We start from the raw sequence: 22,431 nt of genomic DNA, 5'->3' as shown, positions 1-22,431 counted from the left end.
CAATCGTACATTTTCACTAAAGCTAACCTCCATCTTTCAGCCCCCCGGTTCTCTATCACTAACACACCCCCCTTACTCATCAACTCACCAGTTCACCAATTCAAACCTCATCAACTAGTCCTGCTGTCCTATAAGCCCATTATATTTTATAGCCCCATTCCTTCCCGCATTTGAGCAAAAAAGGGAGCCGGCCTGAAGGCCCCTTTTCCCCGCCACCCTTTAGCGGTGCAGCAAATAGGGGGTTACCAGGCTTTCAACATCTCCTTGTGCCCGGGGCATTTGGCCCGTGCTCCATGCCCGGTTTGCATTCCACTTTCGCTTCGTTCCAGTTCCATGCTACCCGGCCATGTATCCCGTACCAATAGCCCTGGGCACCCCCGACAGCAGTGCTACAATCCCCAATAACATTCATAATAGTTTTACATTTGGTACATGGTGATGCAATAGTCCGCACAGCTGCTTTTCCCTTCCCGGATTCCTTTTTATAATCCACCCCCTTTTTGCCGCGTCATTATAAACCCCGGAAGGAACATCCACATACGTAGTGGGTTTGTTTATTATTCGTAAAATCCCGGCTCGTTAATCCACATTTCCCCGCCACCCCAAAAGCGGTGTGGAAAAGGTGAATTCCCTTCAAGCACCCCTTATGCCGGTGGCACTTGCCCCGTGCTCCCTGGACAGTTTGCATTCCACCTTCGTTTCTCTTCGGCTTCATGCACCCTGGCCATGCATCCCGGTCCAAAAGCCCCGGCATCCCGCTGCAGTAGTACTCAATCCCCAACCTCATCAGAGTATATCATTACCCCATTAACAAACTTTTATTTGTTCGCACAACTGCCTTTGCTCCCTACGCATTTCATTTATCCGGATACACCTTTCCCACATCATTATCGTCCCCGGGAAGGTACATTCGTTTATCTCCAATAAATTATACAACATTGCAGGTTCTCTTACCTCAAAAGCTTTGGAAAAACAAAGACACCTATTTCTTTGCCATCTAATCAAAATTATGAATAGCAAATAATGTCAGGTTGCGAGATAAAAGCCAAAAACACTCTCAAAAAACAAAAAGACTCGCAAAGTTAGGGCGGTACCCCACTGCCCGCCCGCCACTGCCTGTCAAGGTCAAGCCCTTCGGGTTTTGCAAAAGGCAAATACTTAATACTTCTTCAGTACTTTTGTTTTTGCAAAAACCTTGACAGACTCCCATACCACCCAAATCCACAGCTTTCTTTTTTCTTTTTCTTTTGTCCTTTTAATGTCAGCAGGAAGAATTCAATCGGAGATTCCCGACCTTTAATTCAAAACATCACTATTAGTGACTTCCATAACAAATAAATACATTGACATACAGCGCTTTAAAACAACCCCAATAAAAAAAACCGCTTCCTGTCAGAAACGGCCCTGGCACGGTGGAGGGAATGCACCCCTCCGCTAAATTATTTTTCTCCCTGGTTTTCTCCCTAAAACATTTCAGGACGGGCGATTTCCAAATCGCCCAATCTCTCCCAATTCTCTCACATTCCCCCAACTCCCTTGCAAACAGAGACCCTCCTTGATAAATTGCCTCTAATCGATAAAACCTCAAATTATGGCAATTTTTGAAGATGCTTTCAACAAAACCCTCATTCACGAAGGTGGATACGTAAATGAACCGGATGACCTGGGTGGTGAAACCTACAAAGGTATTGCCCGAAATATCCACCCCGACTGGACCGGCTGGAGAACCATCGACAAGTATAAACAATCGCCCGGGTTCCCAGATCCTCTTGATTCTGATGTTCATCTCGCTGATGAGGTCAGACAATTCTTTAAAAATAAATTTTGGGATAAAATAAAAGGCGACCTCATCCAAAACCAGTTAGTCGCCGAATCCATCTTTGACTTCTGCGTTAATTCAGGTGTCAAAACCGGCATTTCCATGGCACAAAGAGTTCTCGAGGTTACTCCTGACGGAATTATCGGCCCTATTACCCTTAATGCCGTCAATAGATTCAATCCGGAACTCTTCCTGGCATCATTTACCATCGCCAAAATTGCCCGGTACGTTCACCTGGTTAAAATCCGCCCGGCCAACCGTAAATTCTTTTTTGGCTGGATCCGCCGTGCTATTGGTGACATCTAAAAATAAAATCATGAGCTTCATATCCAATCTTTTCAACAAAGGAACCGGAGAGACCATCGTCTCTTCCATTGGCAATGTCATCGACAACCTTACCACAACAAAATCAGAAAAGCTTCAGCTGGAACTGGAACTCAAAAAAGCCGAATGGCAACATCAGCACGAAATGCAAAGCCTGAAAATTAAACAGGAAAGTAACATTTTAAAAGATAAAGATTCTGCACGGAACCGGGCAGCAAAAGTGCAGACAAGCCCCTCAGCGACACTGCTAAACAAAAACATCTCTGCCTACCTGGCCATCATTACCACCGTACTCTCTTTTGCGCTATTCTTTGTCATTCTCTTTTATCCCGATTCTCTCCCTCAAAAAGGCAAAGACATTATCATCTATATCCTGGGTGTTCTAAGCGCCATTATCACTCAGGTCTTCAGCTTCTACTTCGGCGCTTCCCTCAAACAGGAAGAATCAAACCTCTTCCACCCTTACTCACCAGCTCATTAGTTCATCAACTCATTAACTGAAAAAAAAGCTCTCCGGTTTCCCGAAGAGCTTTTCATCTCAAACATCAAACAACCCACCCGTTGGTGGCTGTTTTCTTTCCTCATGATGAGGCTACTTTCGCTTGCGCCCGTTTAACAATCGCTTAAGCAACAAAGAGACCAGGAAACTAACCGCAGCACCTATGGCAGAAAGTACTATCGTTCCCATCACATCAGCCAGGGAGATATTTGTAAAGATCCCCGTCAGTGTTCCTCCAACAAACCCTGCCTGCCGTCCACGTTCTATGTTTCCCGGGCTCATCATTATTCAACGGCAATTACGCGCAGAGCATTGGTCGACCCATTGTTGAGCTTATACAACTCACCGTTCACTTCCTGCCAAAACAGGAGGCCGAGCATCACAACTCCAATACCTCCTTCAATCGGTTCAACACTCCCCACGGTCAGAGTTTCTTCCAAATGCTCCGACTCATCCAGTGAAAATGGCTCTCCTTCAACGGTAGCAGCCGCAGATTCCAATCCGTTAAAGTCAAAGAAACCGGCTACAATCACAAATTGCCCATGAGTGGCACCTTCTGGTTTCCGGATGCTGGACGGATTGAAGGCGTCAATAAGCACCTCTGCAACACCTTCTGCCAAACTGGCTCCATAACCTTCAGTAAAGATATTCTTCAGGTTACTGTTGGCATTGAATTCAAAACCCGTCAACAATGCCACATCTCCAGCCATCACATTCCGCTCTCCTCGAGCCGAAACCTCATCACTCTTCACAATCTTAGAGAATGCAGATGACAAGCGTCCACTCATCCCCCGGTCAGAAGTAAGGGTCAGTTGTTCGCGAAAAGCATCTCGCAGCAATTTCCCGGCCTTTACGGCTCTCAAAAACTCCTGTCCGTTTTCCCGGGTACGTGCAAACCTGGGATCATTTTTAATACGATCACCATCAATTCCCCCTTTGGTACGGGCCAAGTATTTCCCGCCACTTTTGTAGAAAGTAAGGTCTCCTACTCTTCCTTTCAACTTCAAGAAACTTTCTTGTCTTGCCATAACATTTTAAATTTTCAGGGAGATGGTTAACCCATACACCCTCGTTAATGAATCAAACCTATCACCTAAAAACTATTTTTTCAAATCACCACGGGAAACCTGACTTTCAATGAGAAAACTGTCCTGCAATGTCTCTTTTTTTATTATTTTTAGCGGTACATATTTACAAAGAGACAATACCGCATCAGTATAGATTCTGTATATCTCAAGTATAGATAAAGTATTAAAACCTCACTTATTGTTAAATAAGTAACCCTAAAGAAAATGAAGACCAAACGAATTTGCATTTACGCCAAGGACATCCAGCGCATCACCGGTAAAAGCGAAAAGACTGGTTACCGCATTCTGGACAATATCCGCAAACGCCTGGGGAAAGAACCTCATCAATTCATAACCATCAAAGAATTCGCCGACTTCGCCGGCTTTGCACCAGAAGAAGTAAAAGAATACATCTACGATTAACCCCATTAAATTTAATCGGTTTTAACATCACTTGTCCCATTTAGTCAGCAATCTCACCTTTGACGCCAACCAACCACCACAATCCTAAATAAAAGCCCTCATTTTATTCAAATCACCTTATTCCCAAAAGCTCAAAAGTGACACAATCTTCACATCACTCCCCTTTTTCATAAATACTATTCTCTTTTCTTTCCATTTGTCTCACTACAGCAAAAAACAACACCTCTCAAAACACCACAAAACACACAAAATCAACACAATAATAATTGTCTTTTATTTATTAATTCCCTAACTTTGTGTATGACTCAAAAAGTCATAAACGCTCAAACATCATCAAAACGAATGAGAACAAAATGGTGAACAGCCAAAAACACATCAAGTCAAAAGGCTGATCTACAGCACACATAAAGAATTTGTTCGAATCCTGGCGGGACAACAAAAAGCTGTAAATCGAATGATTTACAGCTTTTTTTATGCATTTTTTGAGTCTCAATAATTCTCTTCCAAATCCACCGGTATCTCAAAAACAAAAGTCGTCCCCTTTCCGACAACTGAATCAACACTGATTTTTCCGCCCATGGCATTTGCTACCCGCTGTGAGATGGCGAGTCCGATACCAATACCCCCATATTTGGCATGATCCTGCCCGTCTGCCTGACGAAAGAAATCAAAAATCACCTCTTTCTGATCATCCGGAATTCCGATTCCGGTATCCTGAACAGAAAAGGCAATTCGGTCCGTACCGCATTTGAAACACCCCAGTTTCACAAACCCTTTGTCGATAAATTTCACGGCATTTTTCACAAGATTTACTATCACCTGATACACTTTACTCTTATCGGTCACAATTTCAACATCCCTCAATGCCGGTTCTATTTCATTAAGCGAATCCACCACTTCGTCCTTCCCGTATTTATAGACAATTTCCTGAAGCTGCTTACTGAATTCATCAAAAAGATCTCCCAACCGGAATGTCGCGGGACGTAATCTGATTTTTCCATGTTCAGACATAGCCAGTTCCAGAATATCATCAATGATGGTTATCACCTTAAATCCCGCTTCATAAATAAAACCGGCATATTCCCGGTTACTCTCCTGTTCCGCAGTACTCTGAATAATATCACTAAATCCCAATACAGCATTAAGAGGAGTTCTTAGCTCATGGCTTACAGATGCCAGAAATGCCGATTTCAAACGACTGCTTTCGTTGGCCATGTCCCGGGCAATTTCCAGCTCTTTACGGGCATTCATTTCACTAGTTCTGTCCTCAAACATTCCGATAATCTGAAGTTTTTCAAAACCATCAATAAAGGACCTGACTTTTAACTCACCCCATACAACGCCACCATCTTTACGAATGTACCTCTTCACCATTTCATAACTGTCGCGCTTTCCGGCTTTAAGCTCTTTAAAAAGCGATAAATCCTTATCCAGATCTTCCGGATGGGTAAAATCAGCAAAAGTCATCTGCAGCAACTCTTTCCGGGTATATCCGGTAATCTCTGCAAGTTTCTGATTCACCTCCAGCAATTCCCCGGTCGCTGTCACCAGTGAAATACCGACAGGTGCTTCTTCAAACAAACGTCTGAATCTCAACTCACTAAACTTCAACTCCTCCTCGGCACGAACCTCTGTATCCACATCATTAATCAAGACCAGCAATGTAGGTTTTCCCCGGTAGTCCAGTTTCTTAACTTTAAAATCGACCCAGAGCCGGGCACCATTTCCATCAAGGATTTTGGTTCTATAAGACTCTGGAACTTCAAGCCCCGCAAGTCTTCTTACATAATACTCACTGATCCTTTCCCGCTCTTCAGGAACAATAAGATTAATAAACGGAGTACCTACCAACTCATCAAGTTCTTTATTAGTATAGGCAATGAAGGTATTGTTTAAGAACTTCAGCAGCCCATCCTGAATAATAGCAACACCCGAGTGCATATTATCAACAAGCATCTTATAATCGAACTGTGCCTGCTTGAGCTTATTGCGGGCACTAACTTCAGAGGTAACGTCTGCAAGGTTAAGATAAACCCCGGAAGGAGTTTCTTCGCCCTTCTCAAAAACAGGTATGGCATTGACATTTAGCCAACAGTAGGCATTTTTAACCGGATGATAAAAACCTGCTATTTTATCGTTTACGGGAAGTCCTGTCTTCAGGGCAATTCGGGATGGTTGCTGATCAATGGGGATATCTTCGCCATTTTCGTTAAGCAAACGCCAAAAGAAAATGTCATTCTCTCCTGACATCAAATCATCCAGACTCATTCCAAGTATTTCAAGAGCGGCCGGATTGGCACACTTAACTGCACCCTTCTTATCAAAACAAACCAAGCCGGTTGGCAAAGTCTGAAATAAAATATCGTCACTAAAATCCCTCATAATCAAACAATCCCGAAAACAAACAACTCATTCTATGCAATTGGGATGCCAGGGTTTGAAAAAAACCAAAAACAATTAAAAAAATTACTTAAACTGAACACTGAATACCAACGCAATACAATAACAAAAACATAAAATCGTTAGTAACTGCACCGACCAAAACCAGAAAACCAAACCATTTGGTACATCTTTTGTTAAATGAACAAGCAGACAAAACAAACTTTACGTAAATTTGTAGTCAAATAGTAAAAACAACGAAGAGATGAAGAAAACAGGGTTAATACTTTTAGTACTTTTCATGGCAATTCCTGCCATTTCAATGGCTCAGAGAGGCGATAATGCCATCGGTCTGAGATTCGGAGGCGGAGTAGGTTACGACACAGAAATCACATTTCAGACTCCGTTCGACAGCAACCGCGCAGAACTGGACCTCGGCTTTGGAGGCAGAGGCGATTTCAGTTATTGGAAATTAACCGGACTATACCAATGGGTAATGCCCATCGAAAGTGGGTTTTACTGGTATCTGGGCGTTGGGCCATCGCTGGGAAGCTGGGCACATGATGATCTTGATGACAGCGGTGTTTTTCTGGCAGCTGCATTAAACGCTGGTATTGAATACAATTTCTCGGAAGTACCGCTACAAGTTGCCATTGACACCCGACCTGAACTGTCGTTTGTAAATCCGCCCGACGATCCGTTTGGATTCGGACTGGCACTTTCGATACGATACAGATTCTAAAATAATTAAATTAAAAAAAGCGGTGAAAACCGCTTTTTTTAATTTATAAGATCATCCAGCAATGATTTCATTTTTGAAGAGTTCCATTTTGCAGCACCTGTTTTGCTAATCAGCAACCGGCCATTGGACCCAATAAGATAGGTGGACGGAATGGTTGAAGTTTCAAAAACCGCAGGAACCCCGCTGCGAAGTATATATATTGGAAAAGAATAACCATGCTTTTCAAAGTAACTTTTTATCACGTCAACCGACTCATTGCTCACCAACACGAAAGCCACTTCATTCCTATACTCATCATACAACTCCTGAATCGATGGCATTTCAGCAATACAGGGAGGACACCACGTAGCCCAGAAGTTCAAAAAGACAGGCTTTCCCTGAAATTGGGCAAGACTCATAACACCTTCCTCCCCCTCTGATGCCAACTGCATTGACCAGTCTTTGTCAGACAGATAAACAACATGCTCCTGTTCGGACGGAGAGAATAAAGTCTGCCTGATAAGAAATGCAGACAACGGTTTCCTTGTTGCCGGAAACAACATGGCAATCAGAAGTCCCGCAAAGATAAAATCAAGTGCAATGGTCCACCAACGTTTTTTCCTGCTGTATTTTTCCCAGAATTTTCTTAGCATATCGGTCTGTTTTAATGGTCACTGAATTGATTTAATACAATTTTAAAGCCTCCGGGTTCATGCCCCGGTGAACCTCAAGCTGCTACCCTTCCAACCATGACAGCCATGAAGGCAATGCATATGCACTGTATTTTTTATCATCCGTCGTCTCCACGGAAGCACCTACTCTGTTACTGTTTTTAAGATCGGGTAGCTTTTCATAGAACTGTTCCAGATCCAATACCAGCCGATGACTTGTCCCAGGCGTCAGTGTTAAAGGAAACATATCCTCCTGATTACTGCCCTTAAGCCTGAATATTCTCACTTTTCCCCAATTTCTGAAGACCAGGTTCGGTGGAAGAAAAGTAAGCCCTTCATCTGTTTTATTGACAATTACAATTTTTAAGATACGACGCCCTGTAACCGAATCACGTCCTTTTCTTACCTGAAACAACACTCTTTGGGGCAGCCACTTCCGAACAGACTGCTGCACTTTTTTTTGCTGAAGCAACCAAACCAGGCCAAAGGCAAAAGTCAACAACAAAAACATCGTCAGAAAACTTCCGGGCCCTTCATTTTCCTGCAACTGCCTCTTTGTCACAAGTTCCTCATAGGTTTTCAGAGTAGTAATTTCATCCTCCTGCACCGGTTGGGATTTCACGCGTTCTTCCTGCTCATTATCAACAGACTTCTGATTTCGGGGCTGTTGGTTACAATAATTAATCAGGAATAAAAAAAACAATCCCCCCAGAATGAATTTCCCGTATTTTCGCCAAAATAATTGAAAATCGAATTGTCTCATGAAAACTGATGGTTTAAGTTTTTGAGCCCACACCGAAAAGGCCGATTTTGCCAACTTCTTCGTTGAGCCCATTCTTTGAATCCTCATTTTTGTATAATGCCCCGGATCATATAAACAGCGCGATACCTGGAGATTAACCCAAAACAAGTCATAAGCGCGGGTTGATCGCGGCATCCCGCAACACAGAGTAAAAAAGTAGAGTCACCCCCCTTTTATTTACTGTGGAAAAGACTGCAACCCTTTGTAGTTGATGAAATACTCCCCATCCACTTCAGGTTTCCCCATCTCCTCATCAGTTTCTCCGTCTGCATTGGCAATACCCACACTGGCAAAATAACAAATGGCTTTATGTTTATTAGCATGCATCATAACACGAGCGGCAGTGCGGGGTTTTAAAATACCCATGTCTGGAAAACGAGCAGTTCGAACAACTATAAAAAGCATTTGTCCCTCATTCCGGGCCAGAATCTGAGGGTCAACATCTTTCTCCTTTCGTACATTCAATACCTCATACCCTTTGTCCACTAAATCTTTATACACCGCCTTAATGCCAAGAAAGTGCAACTCTTCATCATTCATCTCCCTTTTTTTCCCCATATTCTGCTAATATTTTTTATTTTCAATTGATATTGATATTCAAAAGCTACCTTCACAGATAGTAATAGTCCATGGCGTTGCCTCTGGTATGTATATTTCTCTCCCTCTTCTCTTTATTGGCTATTGAAAAAACTTTTCCGGGGCGTTGCCCCAGGCTATCGCATTCAGCTTTTCAGCCTGCAAAATTAATAATCTAACAAAGTAGACATAATCTACTGAAAAAACACCTACGATAGAGAGAACGTACTAAAAAAGATTAAAATGCTCAGATTGACCGCTCTATTTATTATTTTTGCACCATGTGGATTTTAATATTAAGCATTACCGCTGCGCTCATTGTAGCCCTGGTTGTCAACAAACTAACTTATACAAAGGAGGAATCTAAAGAGACTCCACCGGCTGATTGTTGCGGGGCCCATGAGGTATGCGACAAAGAATCTCTCATTGCGCATACGCATGGCGAAATCATCTATTTCAATGATGAAGAGCTTGACCAGTATAAAGGTAAAGCTCCCGATCAATACACCCCCGATGAAGCAGCACAGTTTCGTGAAGTACTGCTGACCATGCATTCACATGAAGTAAATACCTGGCTTCGGAGTATGATGGCCAGGGGGATTAAGTTGCCTCTGGATGTTCGCGAAGAAGCTCTGACCATTTTAAAACGTCAGAGGGCCTAAGCTTTTACTTCACCAGAGTGCCTATTTTCTCCCCTTTCATCACCTTCATCAGGTTGCCTTTCACATCCATATTAAACACCATTACGGGCAACGAATTCTCTTTACACATAGTAGTAGCGGTCAGATCCATCACTTTCAGGCCACGATTGTAAACCTCATCAAACGAAATGGTATCAAAACGCGTGGCGGAAGGATCTTTCTCCGGATCAGCAGTGTAAACCCCATCCACCCGGGTGCCTTTCAGCATCACATCGGCCTTCACTTCAATTCCGCGCAACGCAGAGGCCGTATCAGTAGTAAAATAGGGATTGCCCGTACCTCCTGAAATAATAACCACCTCTCCATTGTTCAAAGCATCCAGTGCTTTGGGCTGGGCATACAACTCCCCTACAGGCTCCATCCTGATGGAAGTCATCACACGGGTTCGTGTTCCCATCGCGTCAAGGGCCGAAGCAAGTGCCAGACTATTGATTACGGTTGCCAGCATCCCCATCTGATCCCCTTTGTACCTGTCAAACCCCTGAGCTGCACCACTGAGCCCTCGAAAAATATTGCCGCCACCTATGACAACGGCCACCTGAACACCGGCTTTAACCAGTTCACTTATCTGTTCGGCATAGTCATTCAATCTTCCGGAGTCAATGCCATGTCCCTGTTCGCCCATGAGCGACTCCCCGGAAAGTTTTAGAAGAATTCGTTTGTATTGCATAATGGTTTGTTTGTTTTCCGGACACAAAAATACAAATAAATTCAGGGGTTTTCATTTTTTGGCCAATAGTCTTTGGGGAAGAAGGTTGGCCAGGAAAAAGTGAGCCCAAATTCCTATCAACCTTTGATATGAATGCTGCCATAGTCAGAGAGAAAAAGATAAAAACGGGCTTCCGTAAGAAGAAAAAATAGAGAGAAGGCATAAATCCAAATGACAAGGATTTATAGAAAATTGAGATTGCTTCGGGCACAGCCCTCGCAATGACCGCATAAAAAAATCACCACCACAAAAGGTTGAAGCATAAAACATCTAAAACTAAAAAAAGCCCGATCAATTAAATGACCGGGCTTCCAATATATTGCGAAAAATTATCAGCAATGAATTAGTTGCTCAAAGAGTAACGCTCAAAAGCGGTAACAGTCAACTCTTTGTCAGCACCTTTCAGGTATTGCTCAATAGACATCTTGTTGTCTTTCACAAAAGCCTGCTGCAACAGAGTGCTTTCTTTGAAGAATTTCCCCAAACGTCCCTGAGCAATTTTGTCGAGCATAGCTTCGGGTTTTCCTTCGTTGCGGGCCATTTCTTTACCAATCTCCAGTTCTTTCTCGATTACATCCTGTGGAACAGAATCTTTATCCACAGCAACGGGAGCCATAGCAGCAACCTGCATAGCCACATCCCTACCCATTTGCTCTTCCACATCAGCTTTATTAAAACCAACGAGAGTAGCAAGTTTATTTCCGGGGTGAATATAGGCAACCACTTTTTCAGCATCAACCACGTTGAACGCAGCCAATTCCAGTTTCTCCCCAATCACACCGATTTGCTCGGTAATCACATCTTTAACAGCAACTCCATCCAATTCCAGCTCGTTCAGTTCAGCAAGCGTTTTGGCTCCCTGACTAAGTCCGAGATCAAGAATAGACTGAGCAAGAGCTACGAAGCTTTCGTTTTTAGCCACAAAGTCGGTTTCGCAATTCAAAACAACCAAAGCACCTTTTTTGGCATCATCGGTAACTTTTGAAAGCACTACACCTTCAGTAGCCTCACGGTCGGCACGCTTATTGGCAACAGCCATGCCTTTTTTACGAATTCCTTCAACAGCTTTATCGAAATCGCCGTCGGCTTCCTGAAGGGCTTTTTTGCAGTCCATCATACCGGCGCCGGTCATTTGTCTGAGTTTGCTTACATCAGCAGCAGTAATAGCCATGATATATAGTTTAAAGGTTATTAATAAGAGTGGGTTCGCTAAAAAACGAACCCCTCAAACAATACTACTCTTCTTTTTTGGTTTCTTCGTCAGAAGTTTTCGCTTCGTCAGAGGAAGAGGCAACCGGTTGTTTGTCAGCAGTGTCCTCTTTGCGGGCACGTGTTTTGCGACCTTCACCTTTGTTACCACCTTTTTTGTCACCCTGAGGCTCTTTATCTTTCTCAGCCTTGCGCTCAGCCAAACCTTCTTTGATGGCCTGAGTCATAATGTCCAGGATCAGCTCGATAGAATTGGAAGCATCATCGTTGGCAGGAATTACAAAGTCCACTTTATTGGGATCTGAGTTGGTATCAACCATACCAAAAACAGGGATATTCAACTTTTGGGCCTCTCTCACGGCGATGTGTTCTTTCATCACATCTACCACGAACATAGCAGCAGGAAGACGATTCAAATCTTTGATAGAACCCAAAGTTTTTTCCAGTTTGGCACGCTGACGGGTAATCTGCAACTTCTCACGCTTGGAGAGACGGTTCCAGGCATCGTCGCCCATCAGTTTATCGATAGAACCCATTTTTTTAACGGCCTTACGCACAGTTGGGAAGTTGGTAAGCATACCACCCGACCAACGCTCGGTAACATAAGGCATATTGATTGCGCCAACTTTATCAGCAATAATATCTTTTGCCTGCTTTTTGGTAGCAACGAAAAGAATTTTGCGGCCCGACTTGGCGATTTGTTTTAAAGCATCAGCAGCTTCTTCAATTTTAGCAGCTGTTTTGTGCAGGTCTATAATGTGGATTCCGTTACGCTCCATGAATACATAAGGAGCCATAGCGGGGTTCCACTTTCTTTTGAGGTGACCGAAATGTACTCCGGCCTCTAATAATTGATCAAAATTAGTTCTGGGCATTTTCTTTGTTTTTTTCGTTTACATTCTGTTTAAAGCAACCATCAAGTAGTCCTTTACGCGGAATCTTAACAGTTTAGATACTAAACGTACCAGACGATTATTAACGCTTGCTAAACTGGAATTGTTTCCTTGCTTTTGGCTGACCGGGCTTCTTACGTTCCACAACACGGGAGTCGCGGGTAAGAAAACCTTCTGCACGCAAAGCAGGTTTGTTTTCTTCGTTGATTTTTACGAGTGCTCTGGCAATAGCCAGGCGGGTAGCTTCAGCTTGTCCTTTGATACCACCACCTGTGAGCGTCACTTTGATATCGTATTCACCGGCAACATTGATGGTATTCAATGGTTGCTTAACGATATACTGAAGTGTGGGGGTGGGGAAATACTGAGCCAAGTCTCTTTTGTTGACGGTAATCTGACCTTTTCCCTCACTTACATAGATACGGGCAATGGCCTCTTTCCTTCGTCCAATTGCATTAATCACTTCCATACTGCTTATTTAATGGTATTAATATCAATTACCTTTGGTTTCTGGGCCTCATGTTTGTGCTCGCTACCTACATATACGAAAAGGTTTTTGAACAGCTTGTTTCCCAGCTTATTCTTTGGCAACATCCCTTTGATGGTATGCTGAACCAGCTTGGTGGGGTCTTTGGCAAACATCTCGGCAGGAGTTGTTTCGCGCTGACCACCGGGATAACCACTGTGTGAAAAGAACACACGATCGGTCCATTTTTTTCCGGTAAGCTTCACCTTGTCGGCATTGATAATAATGACATTATCGCCACAATCCAGGTGAGGCGTATAATTGGGCTTGTATTTTCCACGAAGCAATTTCGCTACGCGGGTACCCAAACGACCCAGCACCATATCGGTGGCATCTACTACAACCCACTCTTTGTTAATGGTAGCTTGTGAGGCCGATTTTGTTTTGTAACTTAAAGTATCCACAGTCTTCCTCTTTTGAAAATTAGACCTACATTAAAAAATAAATTCACACAACACATAGCTGTATCTCTTGCTGCCATTGACGTCGGGCAAACAGCAACAGCAACAAATCATCTGCAATACAATCACTTGTGTCGTTTAGCACGGATAATAATCGGCCGCAAAAGTACGGCTAATTTTATTAATCACCAATCTTTTAGGGAGAAAATTTGAAGCGAGCTTAGGGCATGGAGCAAAGGGCTGGAAGCAGGGAACAAAAGGCTCTTCCCTATTGACTCTCAGCTCACAGACAAATAGCCGGAAGTGACTTGTCCTAAAAGACATTTGAAGCAAAACCCAGCAAAACAAAGCTTTATGAAACGGAAAGTCAACCAATGTCAGGACGCCTCAACAAAAACTCAAAACACGAAACACAAAACTCTGAACTCACCTCAATTTCCTCAAACCACAAGATTTCTGCATCTTTGTAAGTATAAAACAAAAAGCATGAACGCACATAAAGAATATATGAAAATGGCTGCCGACCTGGCCAGGGAGAACGTCCTGAAAGGCGGAGGCCCCTTCTCTGCTGTCATTGTGAAAGACGGCGAAGTGATAGCCACCGGATGCAACCGAGTAACCGACAAGCACGATCCCACAGCTCATGCAGAAATAGAAGCCATTCGTAAAGCCACAAAAAAACTGAGCACACACGACCTGAGTGGCTGCTCCATTTATGCCAGTTGCGAGCCCTGCCCAATGTGTTTAGGTGCCATTTACTGGGCACGACTAGACCAACTCTTCTTTGGCAATACCAGAAAGGATGCAGCTTCTATTGGATTCGATGATGAATTTATCTACCACGAACTGGAGAAACCCATTGATCAACGTTCCATCCCAACGCAACAGATTGTGACGGAAAACATTAAACATGCCTTTGAGCATTGGGCAAAAATCGACGACAAACAAGAATACTAATTAGTGTTTGCCTATAAAGTCCAACTTCTGCGTTGTTGCTCAAAATCTAAATCCTCAAATACATTAGTATTCTGCGGTTTAGATTTTTCGCACCCCTTGAATTTGAACTTTCTATATCAAACACGTGAAAAACACTTAGTTTATGAAGGCTAATTAGTCTGTCCATAAAGCACGACTTGCTGCGTTACGCTTGCCGCCAAAATACTCATCCCAATTGTGCTTTTTGTTGGTTTTTTGTTCAAAAAACCTTACAAAAGCTACTTCGGGACTCAGTTTTTGGCGGCTTGCGCCACCCATCGGTCGCCAAAGGCTTGCCGACGGCACGGCGCTAAAGCTTTAGGCGGCACGCGGTCACAAGCCTTGCAATTGACACTTTCTGACCAGTCATATAACTAAGAACAAATTTTGCTTAACTTCTTAGACAAACTCTAATATATGAGATTACCCCGCAATTTCTTCTCCCGCGATGTACTGGAAGTAGCACCCGAACTATTGGGAAAAATTCTGGTGCGACGATTTGATGATGGCCACGAACTCAGGCTCACCATCAAAGAAGTGGAAGCATACCGGGGCGAAGAAGATCTGGGATGCCACGCCAGCAAAGGACGTACCCCGCGCACGGAGGTGATGTATCACAAGGGAGGTTTGGTATATGTTTACCTCATCTACGGAATGTACTGGCTGCTCAATTTCACCACCGGCACTGAAGGTCACCCTCAGGCGGTTTTAATCAGAGGAACCAAAGATGTCGAAGGACCGGGACGCATCGGACGCGCTCTCAACCTTGACAAATCCTTCTACGGAGAAGATTTAATCTACTCAGAAAAGCTTTGGGTCGAAAGCAACTCAATTAACCAGAAAGAACCGAAAATCATCACTTCACCCAGGATTGGCATCGACTATGCCGGAAAACACTGGGCCGGAAAGCACTGGCGGTTTAAAGGAAGGTGGTAAAAACGACACAATCATTCTCACAGTTCCCCCCTCAGGTAAAGGAATTCCAAGTGACGCCGAAGGAGTTCGTGATTGACCGGACGGGAGGGGGGATGGTGTTGTTGTCGGCGGTATGGTGATGAGTTTGTTCATTTGTTCTTTTTTGCATTGCCCCAAAAACGGAACCAAAAAGGTCTAGTCCGCTTAACCCTATCCCCGCGCGAAAACCAAAATTTCCGGCCATAACACAAGGCTGTGAAAGTCGCCCATTTGGGCTTCCCGCCATCCGCCGGCCCGGAAAGCGGACGGACCACCGCGCCGTTTGCCCAGCAAAACTCCTTCAAACATAAAACATGCTTTTGACCAGTAAGATGTTGATCATTTACCTTTTCAAGTGGAGACTTACTTAGTTTTCATTTTCAACTTATACCGCATTTTATACATGACAAGACACTTGTTGCAGGCGTTGTACTCTATGCGGTCTATGCCGTCGCGCCTGTTGCTGATGATGCGTCCCATGGCATCGTATCGTTAGTTCCACGATGCTGCATTGTTGGGATTGTAAGCGCCCTGATCTTCCATATCGGTATTGATACCGGGAGTGCTTACGGCATCGTTAACATGCAGTAATGCCAGCTAAAAGAACTCAGCCTCCGTCAAAAAGAAACTTGGTGAAAACACCAATTGAATGCCGGGCGCAAAATCAAAACGGGCATCGGGAATATCGTAATAGCCCTCAAAAAGGAAAGAGAACTTTATTTTCTTCAGGAAAACACGATTGTAACCAATTTTCATGGTTACCAACTGTCGCGTGGGAATATAAACATTGTTGCGAATAGGGGACACTGACTGAAACATCCCCCCTCCTCGCAGGGCAACAAAGTCGTGCCCGTAAAAATAGCCAACCATCAGATTTGTTCGCCGGGTATTGGCAGTAATTCCCCCATACCATGCATATCCGCTGTTGACACCCAATTGTCCGGCATCATTCAGGTTACCGTAGTTCATTGCATACGCGAAGATACCGGCATTTTTCAAAGTCCCCTCCAATTTTCTGTTCAGCAGGACGCCGGCTGCAAGATTCATAGATGTCTGTACCCGTTCGGGATAATTGCTTACTTCTCCTCCCCGATGCACTGCCATCATGTTCAACGGAATATTCAGTTGCCACAAACGTCCGGTAGTATCGGTTGGCTGAAGAGTGGCACTCACGCCGGCCGTAAACCACTCCGGAAAATCATCTCCCACCTGTACAAACTGCTCCCAGTCAACCCACACATCCATATCGAGCCATGGGCGGTCAATTAGGAACTGAATGCCGTTCTCCACCGGACGTTTGTATTGCCGTTCAGTATCAAAAAGCGGTTCTATAACATCATGATGAATATGTCCTTTCAGCGACCCCATAATAAGATCGAACGAAGGGCTGACTCTAAGGTGAGCAGACAAGACCGGACGAACTTCACTGTAATAATTGAGACCACTGTACTGCTGCAAAAATACCCCAGCCCTCAACCTCAGGTGTTCCCCGGCATAATACATTAAAGTTGGCTGAATACCATAACCAATAAGTGTATGTCCCCAGGCAAACTTGTTTTTGTACTCGTTGTTCTTTACAAAGTTGATGTTGGCCAGATGCAGCAACAGCTGATGCGTTCGCTCCTCCTCAAACTCCGGGTAATAGTACCGGGATTCATTATTAATCTGAGCTCCTGAAAAAACAGGGACAAAAAGAAAAAGGAAGAATAAAATAAATGGTCGTATCGGCTGTTTAATCATCTCCGGGCAATAATTTTTCTCCAAAATAAAAAGGAATATTTCTCTTTTTACTGTGATTCCCCGAAAAAGTTTTTGAATCGTGGTTAATTAATACTCAAGAAACTCTCAATATGTTGTGAATAGCCATTGCTACCAAGCTACTCACTTTTTCAAAGACACTAATTTTGAGGCGCCTCTTCTGCCATCTGCCTTTCAAACGTCTGCCATACACAAATCACGCATGATTGCACTCAATTCCGTTATCCACATTTGTTTCCACCTGAATGGTCGCATGCGAAATATTGAACTGGTCATCGAGCATTTGCTGAACTTTGGCCAGGAAATCATCACTCCCCCCTGCGGGGACCACCAAATGCACCGAAATAGCCGTTTGATTGGTGCTAAGGGCCCACACATGCAGGTCGTGCGCGTCTTGCACTCCGGGACAATTGTTAAGGGCATTCCTCACTTCGGCTATATTGATATTTTTGGGCACGGCATCCAATGCGAGATTTACGGAATCCACAAAGAGTCCCCAGGTACCGTAAAGTACCACCGCTATAATCACGAAGCTCACCACCGGATCGATCCACTGATAGCCTGTTGTATTGATGAGCAACCCGGCAACAACAACGCCCACTGATACAGCAGCATCGGCAGCCATGTGCAGAAATGCTCCTTTGATATTCAGATCGTGCTTCTGACCTTTCACAAAAAGTAAAGCCGTTATGGTATTAATCACGACCCCGATACCTGCCACAATCATCACGCTGGTTCCTCCCACCGGTTGTGGATCATCCAGTTTTACAATGGCATCTTTTGCGATAAAAAAAACAGCTATAAAAAGCAGTACCGCATTGAGTATTGATGACAGAATGGTACTGCGTTGTAAGCCGTAGGTATATTTCCCCTTAGGTTTCCTGTTGGCCAGACGAAATGCTCCCCAGGCAAAGAAAAGCCCTAATACATCACTGGCATTATGCCCCGCATCGGCAAGAAGCGCCGAAGAGTTAGCCACAAGGCCGTAAAAAACTTCAACGCCTACAAACACGATATTCAGTGTGATTCCTATTGCAAAAGCTCGTCCACTGGTAACATGATGATGAGTATGTGACATTTCAACAAAGTATTTTATTTTTATCTGGATAATTTAATAATACGTATGGCGCCCCAAACAACAAGACCGAAAACAACGGTTCCAGTTACCAGGTCAGGAATGGCCGAGCCTGTCCAGTAAACCAGCCCTGCTGAAACAATAATACCTGCATTAATAATAACATCATTGGAGGTACAGATCATACTTGCTTTGACGTGCTGCCCTTTGCTTTTGGATTTTTGCAGCAAATACAGACTAAGCGAATTGGCCGCCAATGCCAGAACTGAAACCACAATCATCGTCCTGAAGTCGGGAAAAATCTCTGCTCCGGTAACCCTTCTGATAACCTCCATCAGTCCCATGGCTGCAAGTGCCAACTGCAAATAACCACTGACCGCGGCCACCCTTTTTTTACGAACCACCAAAGCACCTACCGCCCAAAGACTGAGTCCGTACACCAGGGCATCGGCCAACATATCCAGCGAATCGGCTACCAGTCCCATAGAACCTGAAAGCCATCCTGCAATCATCTCTCCCACAAAAAAGACCGCATTGATGATCAATACCGCCCAAAGCATTTTGCGCTCTCGAGAATGATCAACCGCCTCATCAGGCAACTCATCCACTTCTGAAACCAGACTTACAGATCCTCCCATGTTGAGGGATTCAATCAGCGGGGTAATCTCTTCTACCTCTCCTGAATGAAAGACATCCAGTTTACGGCCTTCCAGGTCAAAATCCAAAGCTTCCAGCCCCTCTACACCATCCAGCTTCATTCGGATAATCCGTTCTTCGGAGGGACAATCCATTCCGGGAATATGATAACAAATCTTCTTCATGACATCAAAAATAGAAACAAACAACTAAAGAAAACCAACATCACCCCGTCTTGGTTTAAAAATACCAACAAATGGGGATTCATTATTTTCAGGCAGAAGTTAATCAGATAGAAGGCAGAAGTGTAAAATTGCAGCAAGAATGCAAACTTACTATCTTTGACCCATGTGGATCGACCTCGGATATCTGGGCCTTTTTCTGGCCAGCTTTTTAGCAGCAACCATTCTTCCTTTCAGCTCCGAATTTGTCCTTAGCGGCCTGTTGGCTGCGGGGGGAGATCCGGTGTTGAGTCTGGCTACCGCCACGCTGGGCAACTGGCTGGGCGGGCTGACTTCTTTCTGGATAGGATGGATAGGAAAATTTGAATGGATTGAAAAATATCTGCGCATCCCCCGGGACAAACTGGAAACATGGCACAGAAAAGTGGCAGGGAAAGAGTGGTGGATCAGCCTCTTTTGCTGGCTTCCCGGTGTGGGCGACATCATTGCTGTCATTCTGGGTCTTCTCAAAAGCAATTTTTGGGTTTCAGCCATTGGCATGTTTGTGGGAAAGGCTTTGCGTTATGTAGTTTGGGGGCTGATTACACTTGAGGTTATTGAGCGATTATGAGAGGAAACAGGCAAAGGGCAGGGAATACAATCAGTCATTTCGGATGCTATATTTCAAGCTATAATGGATCAGCCCCGGCGGGGCGGCAGTATGGTAGCAATGAGTATTATAACTGGATAAAGCCCCGGCAGGGGTGACACTTTGTTAAAAAGGAAGATTGGTTTAACGGTTTTCGTCGCGAATTGAGAGGAGGCGCAATGACTCTCCCATAAGGAATGTAAACTACCTCTCTTTCACCGCCGTACGGCGATATTACTCGCAATAACTCTATTCCCCCCTCGGTGCTGCAAATACCTGAACCCAATACTGCCCGCTGTGCGAAAGGGCTGCCCCCATCTGAGTGAAATCACCATTCATAATATTGCTGCAATGCCCGGGGCTATCGAGCCAGCCTTCCACTGCCTGGGCAACTGATCGCGGCCCCATGGCCACATTTTCTCCAACTGCTCTCCAGACATATCTCTCACGCTCCACCCGCACAACAACTGTTGACTCATCGGATCCGGTATGATCAAAAAAGTCGTTATCGGCCATGTCATCAGCATGTTTTTGAGCAGCCTTTGCAAGTTTCTCACTCCACTGAAGAGGCGCTACTGCATCATGCTTTTTCCCTCCGCAACGTCGTTTGGTCATGCGAGCCTCGTTAACGAGTTGCAGCATTTCCTTTTGATCAAATTCCACATCAGAATAGTCTGGCGTTTGAGCTGTTCCGAACAATCCAATTAAGAAAAAGAGAGAAATAAATATATTTTGCATAGTTTGATTATTAAGTGCGATTACACTCCTAACAAAAAACAAACCATTTTTGTTAAGTGCATAAACATTGGATAAGAAATCACTGGAGGTCAATTAACCTGCTTTATGCATAAAACAGGATATGGAAGAGGGCCTTGCCCGAAGCAATCTCTAATTGCAAAAACGTTACTTTAAACTATAGCCCCTATGTATTTCCCTAAAAGAAAAATGCCTGGCTTTCAGGAGGACCGATTAATTCGCAAAACTATTCAACAACCTTTGGTTGCGGGTCATCGGCTTTCAGCGAACCAATAAACATAAAGATCACAAAAGCCAGTCCCAACCAACCCATAGAAGTGTAACTCTTCAGATAAGTTTTAGACAAACTGAAGAAAAAAGGTGCCAAGGCACTGGCAAAAACAAGCATGGACATAGCTCGTCCGGATATGGCTCCCAGATGCTTGCGTCCGAACAACTTAGGCCAGGAAACCGAATTGAGTACGGCAAACAACCCTCCACTGACTCCGGCACCCACGATGATTAGCCAAAGTCCCCAACCACCGGACAATCCAATAAGGCCAATAACCCAAACGGAAGCTCCGCCTAACATAATAAAGAGCAACTTCTTCAATGGCATCATATCACTCAGGAAATTAAAGAAAAAAGAGATCCCCACATTAATAATGGATATTGGTAAGAAGACAGCCACTGCCTCTTCCCTGTCAAGACCGGCAGAAGTAAATAGGTCCACCATATGAAAGGACAATCCTGTAATAAAAAAGGAATTGAACGACATCATCAGGGCATACATCCAAAAAGCCCTGGTGGCAAAGGCTTCTTTGGGCAGAAATTGCTTCAGCTTCGGAAGCGGTTTGTCTTTGGTTTTACGGCTTCCGGACTTGCCGTCGGGAACCAGCCCCATTTCTTCGGGATTATCACGGTAAAAGATCCACATCAAAACACCAATCACCAGCACACTGATGGCCAAAATCCGCCAGGCACCGCTCCAGTCCCACTCTTTTATCAGGGCATCAAAAACCAGTGGAGAACTGGAGAACCCCAGAGAAATACTGATGCTTACAAAGGCATTGACCCGTCCGCGGTAACGATCAAACCACTTCATGATCATATTGCGTGAGGCCATGGTAAGGACTCCCTGTCCGCTAAATCGCAGCATGAAAAACAAGACAATCATAATGGAAAATGGCATACTCCAATGGTGAAAGCCGGTAATGGTCATCAAGCCTTTACTCAACTCATTGGAAACTGAACTCAGTAAAAGCGTAACACCTAACAATCCGGCTGCAGAGACAGCTACCACTCTTGCTCCGCGGCGATCGAACCAGCGGCCTGCCCACCCCAGCATCAGTGAACTCAGGAATGTACCTACCATGTAGGCTGCGCTGAACTGATCACGCGTCAACCCAAGCGCATCCTTCACCGGATCGGTAAAAGTGGATACCCCGATGGTCTGACCGGGGACGCTGGCCCATATACCAATGGTACCAATCACCATCAGCACATAGCCATAAAAAAAAGGAAACTGAAAATGTCTTGTTTTGCTTTTCATAATCCGGCAAAGTTACCAATTACCGAACAAATGATTTGCAAAGAGACCACTAAAGGCTTTTAAAAATGTCTAAAACCTCTTACGGTGCATTTCTCATAGGCACAAAATCTAATTCTAAAGGCATTATTGGGTTGAACAAAAAAATAAAGCCTCGGATAAGGGTATCTTCAAATTCCGTTGTCTTGATTGTATAGTGATATTGACAAAAAGCTTCAT

At 44.2% G+C, this 22,431-nt stretch carries 24 protein-coding genes; 8 read left to right on the top strand and 16 right to left on the bottom strand.

Annotated features, from left to right (window positions below):
• Window positions 1-1,591 precede the first annotated feature (1,591 nt).
• Together W7W_RS0116665 and W7W_RS0116660 are read left to right on the top strand one after the other, a co-directional pair.
• The gene (locus W7W_RS0116665) at window positions 1,592-2,125 is read left to right on the top strand and encodes a glycoside hydrolase family 108 protein (RefSeq protein WP_010664818.1); all 534 of its coding nucleotides are present in this window, start codon (window positions 1,592-1,594) and stop codon (window positions 2,123-2,125) included.
• Between the two features lie 10 nt (window positions 2,126-2,135).
• Window positions 2,136-2,624, top strand: coding sequence for a hypothetical protein (locus W7W_RS0116660; RefSeq protein ID WP_010664817.1), 489 nt, complete (start codon window positions 2,136-2,138; stop codon window positions 2,622-2,624).
• A gap of 111 nt (window positions 2,625-2,735) precedes the next feature.
• Here W7W_RS0116660 and W7W_RS0116650 read toward each other — a convergent pair whose 3' ends face one another.
• Together W7W_RS0116650 and W7W_RS0116645 are read right to left on the bottom strand one after the other, a co-directional pair.
• The gene (locus tag W7W_RS0116650; protein WP_044084974.1) at window positions 2,736-2,927 is read right to left on the bottom strand and encodes a hypothetical protein; all 192 of its coding nucleotides are present in this window, start codon (window positions 2,925-2,927) and stop codon (window positions 2,736-2,738) included.
• The gene (locus tag W7W_RS0116645) at window positions 2,927-3,670 is read right to left on the bottom strand and encodes a hypothetical protein (RefSeq protein WP_010664815.1); all 744 of its coding nucleotides are present in this window, start codon (window positions 3,668-3,670) and stop codon (window positions 2,927-2,929) included. Before W7W_RS0116645 ends, W7W_RS0116650 begins: the two co-directional genes overlap by 1 nt.
• A gap of 264 nt (window positions 3,671-3,934) precedes the next feature.
• Between W7W_RS0116645 and W7W_RS0116640 the strand changes: the two genes are divergently transcribed.
• Window positions 3,935-4,132: a hypothetical protein gene (locus W7W_RS0116640; RefSeq protein ID WP_010664814.1), complete on the top strand. Its 198-nt coding sequence runs from the start codon at window positions 3,935-3,937 to the stop codon at window positions 4,130-4,132.
• A 489-nt stretch (window positions 4,133-4,621) separates the two neighbouring features.
• Here W7W_RS0116640 and W7W_RS0116635 read toward each other — a convergent pair whose 3' ends face one another.
• Window positions 4,622-6,514, bottom strand: coding sequence for a PAS domain S-box protein (locus W7W_RS0116635; RefSeq protein ID WP_010664813.1), 1,893 nt, complete (start codon window positions 6,512-6,514; stop codon window positions 4,622-4,624).
• 262 nt (window positions 6,515-6,776) lie between these two features.
• Here W7W_RS0116635 and W7W_RS0116630 point away from each other — a divergent pair, with 262 nt between their 5' ends.
• Window positions 6,777-7,253 (top strand): hypothetical protein, encoded by a 477-nt coding sequence (locus W7W_RS0116630; protein ID WP_010664812.1) that lies wholly within the window; start codon window positions 6,777-6,779, stop codon window positions 7,251-7,253.
• 38 nt (window positions 7,254-7,291) lie between these two features.
• Here W7W_RS0116630 and W7W_RS0116625 read toward each other — a convergent pair whose 3' ends face one another.
• The 3 genes from W7W_RS0116625 to W7W_RS0116615 all read right to left on the bottom strand — a co-directional run bounded on the left by W7W_RS0116625 (window position 7,292) and on the right by W7W_RS0116615 (window position 9,263).
• The gene (locus W7W_RS0116625) at window positions 7,292-7,885 is read right to left on the bottom strand and encodes a TlpA family protein disulfide reductase (protein WP_010664811.1); all 594 of its coding nucleotides are present in this window, start codon (window positions 7,883-7,885) and stop codon (window positions 7,292-7,294) included.
• A gap of 82 nt (window positions 7,886-7,967) precedes the next feature.
• On the bottom strand, window positions 7,968-8,666 hold the full coding sequence (locus W7W_RS0116620; RefSeq protein WP_025006831.1) for a hypothetical protein: 699 nt from the start codon (window positions 8,664-8,666) through the stop codon (window positions 7,968-7,970).
• A gap of 216 nt (window positions 8,667-8,882) precedes the next feature.
• Window positions 8,883-9,263, bottom strand: coding sequence for a hypothetical protein (locus W7W_RS0116615; RefSeq protein WP_010664809.1), 381 nt, complete (start codon window positions 9,261-9,263; stop codon window positions 8,883-8,885).
• A gap of 299 nt (window positions 9,264-9,562) precedes the next feature.
• Here W7W_RS0116615 and W7W_RS0116610 point away from each other — a divergent pair, with 299 nt between their 5' ends.
• Window positions 9,563-9,943 (top strand): hypothetical protein, encoded by a 381-nt coding sequence (locus W7W_RS0116610; RefSeq protein WP_010664808.1) that lies wholly within the window; start codon window positions 9,563-9,565, stop codon window positions 9,941-9,943.
• A gap of 4 nt (window positions 9,944-9,947) precedes the next feature.
• On the opposite strand, the gene pyrH is transcribed toward W7W_RS0116610, so the two are convergent.
• The 5 genes from pyrH to rplM all read right to left on the bottom strand — a co-directional run bounded on the left by pyrH (window position 9,948) and on the right by rplM (window position 13,723).
• Window positions 9,948-10,652: a UMP kinase gene (pyrH, locus tag W7W_RS0116605; protein WP_010664807.1), complete on the bottom strand. Its 705-nt coding sequence runs from the start codon at window positions 10,650-10,652 to the stop codon at window positions 9,948-9,950.
• A gap of 382 nt (window positions 10,653-11,034) precedes the next feature.
• Window positions 11,035-11,862, bottom strand: coding sequence for a translation elongation factor Ts (gene tsf / locus W7W_RS0116600; RefSeq protein ID WP_010664806.1), 828 nt, complete (start codon window positions 11,860-11,862; stop codon window positions 11,035-11,037).
• Window positions 11,863-11,926: 64 nt separating this feature from the next.
• The gene (gene rpsB, locus W7W_RS0116595) at window positions 11,927-12,775 is read right to left on the bottom strand and encodes a 30S ribosomal protein S2 (protein WP_010664805.1); all 849 of its coding nucleotides are present in this window, start codon (window positions 12,773-12,775) and stop codon (window positions 11,927-11,929) included.
• A 100-nt stretch (window positions 12,776-12,875) separates the two neighbouring features.
• Window positions 12,876-13,262, bottom strand: coding sequence for a 30S ribosomal protein S9 (gene rpsI / locus W7W_RS0116590; protein WP_010664804.1), 387 nt, complete (start codon window positions 13,260-13,262; stop codon window positions 12,876-12,878).
• 5 nt (window positions 13,263-13,267) lie between these two features.
• Window positions 13,268-13,723, bottom strand: a complete 456-nt coding sequence (rplM, locus tag W7W_RS0116585; protein ID WP_010664803.1) for a 50S ribosomal protein L13 — start codon at window positions 13,721-13,723, stop codon at window positions 13,268-13,270.
• Window positions 13,724-14,206: 483 nt separating this feature from the next.
• Between rplM and W7W_RS0116580 the strand changes: the two genes are divergently transcribed.
• Entirely contained in the window at window positions 14,207-14,677 is a 471-nt protein-coding gene (locus tag W7W_RS0116580; protein WP_010664802.1) for a nucleoside deaminase, read from the top strand.
• A gap of 435 nt (window positions 14,678-15,112) precedes the next feature.
• Window positions 15,113-15,631, top strand: coding sequence for a DNA-3-methyladenine glycosylase (locus W7W_RS0116575; RefSeq protein WP_010664801.1), 519 nt, complete (start codon window positions 15,113-15,115; stop codon window positions 15,629-15,631).
• Between the two features lie 615 nt (window positions 15,632-16,246).
• Here W7W_RS0116575 and W7W_RS0116565 read toward each other — a convergent pair.
• The 3 genes from W7W_RS0116565 to W7W_RS0116555 form a co-directional block, all read right to left on the bottom strand.
• Complete coding sequence (locus W7W_RS0116565) at window positions 16,247-17,389, bottom strand: hypothetical protein (RefSeq protein WP_010664800.1); 1,143 nt, start codon at window positions 17,387-17,389, stop codon at window positions 16,247-16,249.
• Between the two features lie 214 nt (window positions 17,390-17,603).
• Window positions 17,604-18,485 (bottom strand): cation diffusion facilitator family transporter, encoded by an 882-nt coding sequence (locus W7W_RS0116560; protein ID WP_010664799.1) that lies wholly within the window; start codon window positions 18,483-18,485, stop codon window positions 17,604-17,606.
• A 20-nt stretch (window positions 18,486-18,505) separates the two neighbouring features.
• Complete coding sequence (locus tag W7W_RS0116555; protein ID WP_029510646.1) at window positions 18,506-19,303, bottom strand: cation transporter; 798 nt, start codon at window positions 19,301-19,303, stop codon at window positions 18,506-18,508.
• 163 nt (window positions 19,304-19,466) lie between these two features.
• Here W7W_RS0116555 and W7W_RS0116550 point away from each other — a divergent pair, with 163 nt between their 5' ends.
• Window positions 19,467-19,910: a YqaA family protein gene (locus W7W_RS0116550; protein WP_010664797.1), complete on the top strand. Its 444-nt coding sequence runs from the start codon at window positions 19,467-19,469 to the stop codon at window positions 19,908-19,910.
• A 267-nt stretch (window positions 19,911-20,177) separates the two neighbouring features.
• Here W7W_RS0116550 and W7W_RS0116545 read toward each other — a convergent pair whose 3' ends face one another.
• Window positions 20,178-20,666, bottom strand: coding sequence for a CAP domain-containing protein (locus W7W_RS0116545; protein WP_025006830.1), 489 nt, complete (start codon window positions 20,664-20,666; stop codon window positions 20,178-20,180).
• 244 nt (window positions 20,667-20,910) lie between these two features.
• Window positions 20,911-22,215 (bottom strand): MFS transporter, encoded by a 1,305-nt coding sequence (locus W7W_RS0116540; RefSeq protein ID WP_010664795.1) that lies wholly within the window; start codon window positions 22,213-22,215, stop codon window positions 20,911-20,913.
• Window positions 22,216-22,431 lie beyond the last annotated feature (216 nt).

Source organism: Marinilabilia salmonicolor JCM 21150 (assembly GCF_000259075.1).
GTDB lineage: Bacteria > Bacteroidota > Bacteroidia > Bacteroidales > Marinilabiliaceae > Marinilabilia > Marinilabilia salmonicolor.
Note: the sequence above shows the minus strand (reverse complement) of the source record. Positions and strands in the feature narration are given on the sequence as shown.